Genomic DNA, 6,807 nt, shown 5'->3' with positions numbered 1-6,807 from the left:
CACCGACCGTGCGCCCGTTGCAAGGCGGCCCCAACCCGGCGTTCGAGCGCCGGGCCGGGGCCTAGGCCCCCACCCCCTGCACACACAGGAGACGACGACCCATGGCAAGTGTCCCGCGTCCCGACGGCCCACCGCCCGGCAACCCGCGCGCCTACGTCACCACCACCACCGACCGCCACACCCTGACCGTTCTTCCCGGTGCCGAGCCGGACGACGTGGCCGCAGCGCTGGCCGACATCCCGCCCGCGTCGTTCCTCACCTTCGACCGCTCGCCTCTCGACCGCGACGGGGTCGCGCTGAGGTTCCGGGCGCAACCCGACGGGGCGGCCCCGGCCGACCCGCCGACCGTGCCCGCGTCTGACTGGACGCCCACGGTCCCCCGGGATGTCCACGTGCCGGCTGGGGTGCTTGGTGATGCCCGGTGGCGCCACGACCGGGCGGCCGTGCCCGCGTGGTGGACCACGATCTACGGGACGATCGTCGCCGGGCCGTGGGCCGACCGGTACGACGCCAGCGACGCCGGGGCCGGTGACCCCGACGCCCGCGCCGCCTACGGCGTCGCTCAGCCTGACGCCACGGTCGCGACCCGCCATGCGCCCGATCAGCTTGCATGGGAGCGCCACCTTGCCGCTCAGACCGGCCGGCTACGCGACGAGCACGGCGGCCCCCTCGTGCCGCTCGGCGACGACGTGGGGCGGTTGGCGTTCCAGGTGGGTGCGGCGCTCGTCGCGGCCGGTGTCCCGCTGGCCGACGTCGGTGGGACCGACCCGCACGGCGGTGCGCTCGTCGTGCCCGCCCGCCTTTCCTCCCCGGCCGGGGTCGCGCTTGACTGGCTCACCGACCCGCACCGGCCCGCGCTCGACAGCTACGGCGACAACGCGGGCGTGCTGCCCGACGTGATGGGCTACGCGCTCGCGTCGCTCCTGGGCACGCTCGGGTTCCGCGTCGGGCGCGGCAAGGGAACACGCTCGCATCTCGTCACGGCGGCCCCGGCCCCCTGACCCCGGAACCGGCCCATGCGGCCCCCGACCCGATCCCGGGCCGGGGGCCGCACACGTTGCGGCGGCCCCGCCAGCGACCGCCACGGCGGCGCTGTAGCGGACGGAGGGTCACACCGCCGGCTATCCCGCCGCGTCTGGCCTTTGGGGGAAAGGCAGACGCCTACGGGCGTCTTCGGCATCCAGGTCCGCGACGAGGTCGTCAATACGGCGCTGCAAGGCGGGGTTCTCGTCGTAGCGCTGGCAGATCTCCGCGTAGCTGGGGAAGGATGTTTCCGGGAGTTCGGCACGGACAGCGACCAAGAACGACTCAATGTCGGCCACAGCGTCGCTTCCCATGAAGGTACCGGGTATCAGACGGACCGTGACCAGCCCACGCCTACGCCGCACACGACGGACCACAGCACGCGCGGTGTTTCCCTCGTAGTCACCGACAACAATGCGCCGCCCCCACCGCAGCCGCACGCCCGGCTCGGCGTGCGCGATAGACGCTACTATCCGGCCGCGCCGCTCGATGTCATTGAACTCAACCCAAAGATCAAACAAAGAGATTCCTACCTCGCGGGGTCGTCGTATACCTCGCCCGTGAGGCACGCAGGCGGGTTGAACCGTCGTCCCGACGGGGACGGGTGGGCTGTCGTCGTTCTACCCTCTCAGTACGAATGCTCGGTGCTCTCGCGACATAGCCGCTAGAACGGATCGCCTGACTCCATAGATGAGCGGGTCCTCGCTGGCCACGTCGGCCGGCGGCCCATCGGGCCGTTCGGCGCCGCTGTCCGGGGCCGGTGCCTCTGGCGCCGGCCGCCGCGTCTCTGCCATCGGTGGTTCCCTCGGGTTAGCGATGAGTCGCCGTGTGGGGCGGAGTGGAAAGGCCGTCAAGCCAGGCAGGGACATCGGGCCACGAAACGATCTCCCAGACATGCCGTATCCGTACGCCGTCAGCGTTCCGTACCCACAGTTCATGGGGAATCGCGGACCGGCCGATTCCTAGCGGCGGGCAAACTGCGCACATGACCGTTTTGGCCCCGCGTCCGCGCCGAGCCCGCAACATGGTTCCGACCAGGCATGCTAACGCGGTGTCTTCGCGGGATATGCCCGGCGGATAGATCACCACCGAGTTGATGTGTGGTAAGTGGGGCAGTTGCGTGGCGACTCTCGTTATCTCGCCCCGCTGTATCGCCACGAAATCGTAGTCAGGCGTCCCAGAGACCGCCGTCTCCGGTGCCGCCGGCCATCTTCGTTCTATAAGCAGTCCGGCCCGGTCGGCTGGGATATCGGCCGGCAGGACCGGCGTGAACGGCCACTCCGGGCCGTCCTCAAGTCTGGCCTTGAGGATGGTCTCATCCACCGCCGTCTACCTGTCCTCACTCGCGCCGAGCAGCGCGGGTGGGGGTGTCTGCCAGTCGTCGTGCAGAGCACGCAACGTGTCGGCCACTCGACGCAACATATCCGGATCGTCTTCCATGAACACGGGAAGCTCTGGTTCTGGGATTATGATCCGAGATGTTCGCTCTGGTATTGGTGGTCGTCCGCCCACTATTTCCACGGGTACGGGTTGGCTCGGTATCTGCGCCCAGACGACTTTGCCACCTGATGGCGACCGGTACCACGACCATTTGCTACTCAGTAGCTCGACCATGAACAGGCCACGCCCGCGCTCCGCGTCCGCGTCGATATGGGCGATCCGGGGCTCGGCGTGCCCGTTGCTGTCCCATACCTCAATCAGAAGATTGTCGTTCGTGATCTTCAGTTGCACGGCCACGAAATCGGTTGGGCTGCTGACGCGAACCGCGTTCGTGACAAGCTCGCACAGGATCGATTCGGCCGTATCGATCGTTGGCGCGTTCTGCGACCAGGCTGTGAGGGTGCGGACAATATCGGCACGCGCTTTCGGGACCGCGTCGAGCGTCGGCCGGAAGTATCTCACGTCTACGCGGATGACGGCGGTGCCGCTGTTACTGCTCATGCGATATCCAGACCTAGCCCGGACGAGGACCACGCGACGATCATCTCCACTATCGCGCCCGCTAGACGGGGGGCTGCCGGCCACGAAAGGCCGACTGCCACGGGCGGCCGTCGGTATCCGGGCCGGTCGCGGACCGCCATTCGGCCAACTCGGACGGCCGGTTTTCCTTCGCAGGAACCCGCCGTCCGATTATGGCGGCGAGGCCAGCCTCAAAATCAAACATGGCCGCCCACTTGGCGACCTGCGCGGCGTGGGCTTCCCGCAGCAATCGATCGATCGCCGCGAGATCTTCCTCCGTGTATTCGTCGTCTTCCTCTGTCTCCTCATCGGTGACGTGCGTCGCGTCGGCCGACGGCGCATCCGAGAAACTGCGCCCGTCCTCCCAGACACGAACACGCCGGGCACCCGGCACGAGGGCCAGCAAACCAACGGCGATCTCCACAGCCGTAGCGCCGGACGCCACGGCAGGCGGAACCGTAGATTCCGCCTCCCTACCATCCCGGAGTTCAAACCTCACAATCATTGAACCCCCATTCGTTCGCGTCCACATATTCCGCCGAGCCGGAGATCTTCCCCATGGGCACGCCAACCCCCCGGCCCGTCCTGATCCAGCCGCACCGGACGGCCGGTCGCTGAGCCCGGCCCCAGCGGAGCAGGGGCCGGGCTCAGCGTTGTTAGACCCGCACGCCCCGGAAGGCGTCCGCGTCGTCAAGGAAGGCGAGCCACTCGGCTTCTGAGAACGCGAGAACGGGTCCGCTGGGGTCGCGGCTGTCGCGGACCAGGAACCCGCCTCTGCCGGCCCCCTCATGGACCTGCGCGACCTGGACGCACATGCCCCCGGCCCCGTTGCTGTAGCCGGACGCGCGCCACTTGAGCGACTCAGCCGTCAGCCGGTCCGGCTTGATCGTGTTGAAGTGTGTACCGCGTTCGGCGTCTTCGGTGTCGGCATCGTCGTGGAACATCGCGGATCGTCTCCCCTAGCGGTCTGACCTCTGGCGGGTGGCACGGGCGTGCCCTTACTGGCCGTTGGACGGGTTCCGGCGCTGTCCGCCGGATCACGCCCATGACACAATCCGGATAGGGCAGGCGACAGGGTGCAACCGGCCACTATGCGGGGTGCAACCGGTCGTGCAACAGGGTGTGACACGCGAGGGGGTCGGCCGTGGACGGGGTTCAGGGGACAGAGGACGAACGGCCGGCGCTCGCGGCATTGCTTGCGCTGTTGCACGAGAGGAAGGAAGCTTGTGGAGCTACCTTCCTCGGACTGGAAAAGCGGACGGGGTTCAACCGTTCGCAGATCCAGCGAGCTTTCCGTATCACCTCAAAGCTGGAATTGTCTATCGCACTGGCCGAAAAGCTTGATTCCGCGCTTAAGGCCGACGGAAAAATCATCGCCGCGCGGCGAATTGCATACCAGGAACAGGCCGAACTACGGGCACGTCGCGGTGCAGCGACGCCCGCAGACTCGGAAGGTAGCGAGGAGGGTGACGAGACGAACCGTCGGGAAGCGCTGGCGGCATTGGCGGCAGGCGCGAGTGCGCTCACGCTGCGAATTGGAACTAGCAGCAGGGGGCCGGGGCGCGCTGATTTGTTCGCGGCCAAGAGGACCGTAGCAGATCTGGCAGCCCGCTACCCCACTACTCCACACGATGCGCTTCTGCCGGAAGTTGGGAGGCATTGGCGTGCGGCAGAGGCAGTGTTGGCGGATGGCTGGCGGTCCGATCGCTACCGGGGTGAATTTCAGGTGGTCGCAGGGCAACTGACGTGCCTACTGTCTCGCTTGGCTTTTAACATGGGAGATCACGATGAGAGCGCACAGTTCCTGGACCTGATGGAGCGTCACGTTGAGGCTTCCGGAGATCCGGGATTGGGCGCTGCAGCCGCTGGAATGTGGTCGTCTCTATTTTTCTATCAAGGCGACTACCTGGAAGCGCTCCGCGCAGCGCAGGACGGTCACCGTTGGCGGTACAAGTATGATGAAGCGCGCTTGTTCGGCTATGAGGCTCGAGCGCTCGGCGCGCTAGGCGATCCGGCCGCGTTGGAGGCACTCGACATGATGGAACGCTCGCTTGGCCCCGTAAGCGTGGCAGAAGCGGGTGGTGAGCCTTTCACTGAAGAATATGCGAGATCGGTTCGGGGTCATTCTTTGGCCCGGCTTGGGCGCCTTGGCGAGGCGCTCGAAATCACAACGACTGCGATTGCAGAATATGACCTTCAAGGTCAGGCGCCCTATGAGAGTCACGGCAACGCCTACCTTTCGCATGCGATGGCACTGCTCGGGCTAGACGTGGAAGAATCCGCGCGAGCGACGCTTCGCGCGCTCGACATAATCGATGGTCGACCGACACACACTGTACTCCAACGTGCTGGAGAGCTAGCAGGACAAATGGGCAGATATCAGGGCGTCGCCGTCGTCAAGGAACTTCATGGGCGTCTCGCGGGCTCCGGCGCTCGTGTACTTCCGGCTGGACCAGCAACATGACGGCCCACGATCCAACGACTATCACCATTCCAACGTTGGCCACGGAACGTTTAATTCTTCGAGGATGGAAGCCGGCCGACATCGACCCGTACGCGGCAATGAATGCCGATCCCGAAATGATGCGACACGAAGGGGGTACCTTCGGGCAGGCGGCAACATTCCGCCTGGTCGCAGAGCTAATCGGGTTGTGGCCGCTGCGCGGCTGCGGCATGTGGGCCCTGGAACTCCGGGAGACTGGCGAGTTCATCGGACGCGCCGGGCTTTATGAGGGTTGGGATTGGCCCGGCATAGAAGCTGCCTGGACTGTTCGCCGGGATCAATGGGGTCGGGGCCTGGCTACCGAGGCCGCTGCGGCGGCAATTGAGTGGGGCTGGGAAAATCTCGCGGCCGATCACTTGGTTTCGGTGATTACACCGGAAAATGTTGCTTCGCGACGGGTCGCGGAGAAACTCGGGTTCCGGATGACCGGGCGGGGGGACGTTGGCCCGTGGAAGGACCAGGCTCTCTATCGGCTGGACCGTCCGACGGCCGGATAACGCTTGCCGCCTGCTTGCAAGAGCTAGCGGTCTGCAAGCGCTGGTCGCGGGTTCGCGGTGGGGAGACGTGAGGGCCCTCCGCTGCATGGTGTCGGTGGCCAATGCGGCGGAGGGCCCTCACGCGTCCGGGAGTGGTCCCGTTCGGTGTGCTTGCTTTTGTTAGCGGGTTGCTAGCGCTGGTCAGGCCATAGATTCGGGCTTCGCGGGGTGTGGTGTGGCGGTGGTGAGCCGGGGGGTTGGGATGGTGGGGCGGGTGCTCATGGTGCGCAGCGCGGCGCGTATCTGGGGGTCGCGTGCTGCGGCGCGGAAGGCGCTCAGTGGTGGGGGTAGGCGCAAGGCGAGGAACCGCGCCGGGAGCGTCGCGTTGGGGTCGGAGCGTTCGGCGATGGCGAGTGTGAGCGCGTCGAGTACGTGGCGTTCGTATTCGCGTGCGAACTGGTCGGGGCCGACGCGGTAGAGGGGTGCGGCGATGGCGCGGCGTTCGGTGAGGTTGGCGCGGGGGGGTTGGCCGATACCGAGCAGGATCGTCGCGGCTTTGGCGTGGGTGTCGGGTAGCGCGCCGATCGCGTCGCGGACCTTGGCCCACGCGGTGGGGGCTGCTTCCAGGGTGTGCCGGCCGGTGAGCAGTGCCAGGAGGTTCGGTGCGACGCGGGCGAGGCCCGACGGGCTGGGGTCGTCGGCGCGGATGAGTTTGTGTAGGTCGGCTTCGATCCGGCGGGTAATGAGCGTGATCATGGTGGGGGGTTCTTCCTGCGCGCGCAGGTGACCCCCAACATCACCGACTTCACCCGGCTCGTCGGCCAGATCAAGAACGCCCACGCCGAC

General features: G+C 66.7%; 8 protein-coding genes. 3 read left to right on the top strand and 5 right to left on the bottom strand.

Annotated elements, in window-relative coordinates; genetic code table 11:
- Positions 1-101: 101 nt before the first annotated feature.
- A complete protein-coding gene (locus tag I6A60_RS40490) occupies positions 102-1,001 on the top strand; it encodes a hypothetical protein (RefSeq protein ID WP_203011670.1) in 900 nt (299 codons plus the stop codon).
- A 120-nt stretch (positions 1,002-1,121) separates the two neighbouring features.
- Here I6A60_RS40490 and I6A60_RS40485 read toward each other — a convergent pair whose 3' ends face one another.
- The 4 genes from I6A60_RS40485 to I6A60_RS40470 form a co-directional block, all read right to left on the bottom strand.
- Positions 1,122-1,544 carry a hypothetical protein gene (locus I6A60_RS40485; RefSeq protein ID WP_203011672.1) on the bottom strand — a complete coding sequence of 141 codons (423 nt, stop codon included), beginning with the start codon at positions 1,542-1,544 and terminating at the stop codon, positions 1,122-1,124.
- An 808-nt stretch (positions 1,545-2,352) separates the two neighbouring features.
- On the bottom strand, positions 2,353-2,964 hold the full coding sequence (locus tag I6A60_RS40480; RefSeq protein WP_203011674.1) for an ATP-binding protein: 612 nt from the start codon (positions 2,962-2,964) through the stop codon (positions 2,353-2,355).
- A 61-nt stretch (positions 2,965-3,025) separates the two neighbouring features.
- Positions 3,026-3,406, bottom strand: a complete 381-nt coding sequence (locus I6A60_RS40475; protein ID WP_203011675.1) for a hypothetical protein — start codon at positions 3,404-3,406, stop codon at positions 3,026-3,028.
- Positions 3,407-3,638: 232 nt separating this feature from the next.
- Positions 3,639-3,926, bottom strand: coding sequence for a DUF397 domain-containing protein (locus tag I6A60_RS40470; RefSeq protein ID WP_203011676.1), 288 nt, complete (start codon positions 3,924-3,926; stop codon positions 3,639-3,641).
- Between the two features lie 200 nt (positions 3,927-4,126).
- Here I6A60_RS40470 and I6A60_RS40465 point away from each other — a divergent pair, with 200 nt between their 5' ends.
- Together I6A60_RS40465 and I6A60_RS40460 are read left to right on the top strand one after the other, a co-directional pair.
- Positions 4,127-5,446: a hypothetical protein gene (locus tag I6A60_RS40465; protein ID WP_203011677.1), complete on the top strand. Its 1,320-nt coding sequence runs from the start codon at positions 4,127-4,129 to the stop codon at positions 5,444-5,446.
- A 35-nt stretch (positions 5,447-5,481) separates the two neighbouring features.
- Positions 5,482-5,982 (top strand): GNAT family N-acetyltransferase, encoded by a 501-nt coding sequence (locus I6A60_RS40460; RefSeq protein ID WP_238437262.1) that lies wholly within the window; start codon positions 5,482-5,484, stop codon positions 5,980-5,982.
- A 180-nt stretch (positions 5,983-6,162) separates the two neighbouring features.
- On the opposite strand, the gene I6A60_RS40455 is transcribed toward I6A60_RS40460, so the two are convergent.
- On the bottom strand, positions 6,163-6,807 hold a 645-nt coding region (locus I6A60_RS40455), incomplete at its 5' end, for a hypothetical protein (protein WP_238437261.1).

It is taken from the genome of Frankia sp. AgB1.9 (assembly GCF_016786355.1).
Taxonomy (GTDB): Bacteria; Actinomycetota; Actinomycetes; order Frankiales; family Frankiaceae; genus Pseudofrankia.
Note: the sequence above shows the minus strand (reverse complement) of the source record. Positions and strands in the feature narration are given on the sequence as shown.

Bases quoted from the DNA above. Each gene is read 5' to 3' on its own strand.
- I6A60_RS40490 (WP_203011670.1), top strand. From the start codon at position 102: ATGGCAAGTGTCCCGCGTCCCGACGGCCCACCGCCCGGCAACCCGCGC.
- I6A60_RS40480 (WP_203011674.1), bottom strand. From the start codon at position 2,964: ATGAGCAGTAACAGCGGCACCGCCGTCATCCGCGTAGACGTGAGATAC.
- I6A60_RS40470 (WP_203011676.1), bottom strand. From the start codon at position 3,926: ATGTTCCACGACGATGCCGACACCGAAGACGCCGAACGCGGTACACAC.